The sequence below is a fragment of the Muriicola sp. genome (genome assembly GCF_049669965.1).
In the GTDB taxonomy this organism is placed as follows: domain Bacteria; phylum Bacteroidota; class Bacteroidia; order Flavobacteriales; family Flavobacteriaceae; genus Muriicola.
In genome coordinates, this window is record NZ_JBATLB010000164.1 from 1 (window position 1) to 1818 (window position 1818).

Below are 1818 nucleotides of genomic sequence, written 5' to 3' on the forward strand. Positions count from 1 at the left end.
GCCATCCAAAAACGCAGTATGGAAATCGGCAATCAGGAGCGCAATCCACAAACCGATGAAGCCTTCTTACTCTTAGGCAAAGCCAGATATTTCGACCAAAGATATGTTCCTGCCATTGAAGCTTTCAACTATATTTTGCAAAAATACTCAGAGAGCAACAAACTGAATGAGGCTACGATCTGGCGTGAGAAAACCAATATCCGCTTAGAAAATGAGGATCTCGCGTTAAAAAACCTCAAGCGACTATTAAAGTTTGAAAAATTAAAAGATCAGGAATACGCAGATGCCAGGGCCATGATGGCACAAGCCTATATAAACCTTAAAGCACCCGATACTGCTATACAGCAATTAAAGATCGCTTCGGCTTACACCAAAAAGAACGGGGAAAAAGGGCGTTATTATTTTATAATTGGGCAATTGTACAACCAGCTTGGGCACAAAGACAGCGCCAATATTGCTTTTGACAAGATCATTGAACTTCAAAGAAAAACCCCCAGAGTATACTGGGTAAATGCCCATTTGCAAAAGATTCAGAATATCGAGATCAGTGATAAGAATAAGGAAGAACTGCTTGAATATCTCACATGGTTGGAGTTAAACAGAGAAAATCGCCCTTTTTTAGATAAGATTTTTAGGCAAATAGCGGTGTATCACAATACCTTGGATCAAGATAGTCTTTCTCTTGCCTATTATAATAAATCGCTCAAAGCAGCCAATCAATCCCCACAATTATTTGCGCTTAATTACGAAGATCTGGCTGAGTACTATTTTGATAAGAATGCCTACAAAACAGCAGGGGCCTACTATGACAGCGTGCTGCCAAACCTGCCTGAGAATACAAAGAAGTTCAGATCTATAAAAAAGAAGCTAGACAACCTGGAGGATGTAATTACCTACGAGAGCACGGTGCAGTATGCAGATAGTGTAATTGCGGTATACAATATGCCTTTGGAAGAACGCAAGGACTATTTCCAGGCCTATATTGATCAGTTAAAGGCCAAGGCCGATGAATTGGCTGCAAAGGAAGAGAGCAGACTTAACGCCGGTCTCGCCATCTTTGGTGAGTCAAAAGGCGGTAAAGAGAACAAGGGCAAGTTCTATTTCTATAATATTGCCAGTCTGGGATATGGGAAAACCGATTTTAAGAACAAATGGGGAAACAGAACACTAGAAGATAACTGGCGATGGAGCACTAAAAACACCTCTCAGGGTCTTGATTTGGTGGCCAATAGCGAAGGTCCTCAGGGTGCTGATCAGGCGGAGATCCCCGAAGAACTAAAGTATTCGCTGGAATATTACCTGGAAAGTGTCCCTACCAAAATAGTCGTAATTGATAGCCTGGACAGGGAACGAAATTTTGCCAATTATCAGCTTGGTCTTATTTATAAAGAGAAGTTTAAGGAAAATATGCTGGCCGCTGCGAAATTGGAAAGAGTGTTAGAATCTTCTCCTGAAGAACGCTTGGTCCTTCCGTCCAAATACAATCTCTTTAAGATCTACGAAGAGGTTGGGAGCCCTTTAGCTTTGGATATGAAAGATAATATCATACGCAATCATCCCAGTTCTCGTTATGCGGAGATACTGCTCAACCCACAAGCCGTACTTGAAGCTTCAGAAGACAGTCCGGAGGCACGCTATGCGCGCTTATACCAACTTTTTGAGGAACAGGAATTTCTTCGGGTGATTACAGGGGCTGAAGAAAGTATCAATATGTTTCCCGGGGACCCTGTAGTGCCAAAATTTGAAATGCTCAAGGCAACAGCCATTGGAAGACTACAAGGATATAAGGAATTTAAAGAGGCGCTGAATTATGTGGCC

The 1818-nt window shown here is 42.0% G+C and carries 1 protein-coding gene; it reads left to right on the forward strand.

Annotated features, from left to right (window positions below; translation table 11 throughout):
* Positions 1-1818 (forward strand): tetratricopeptide repeat protein (locus tag WBM49_RS08745; protein WP_424371671.1); only part of this gene is annotated, 1818 nt, incomplete at both ends.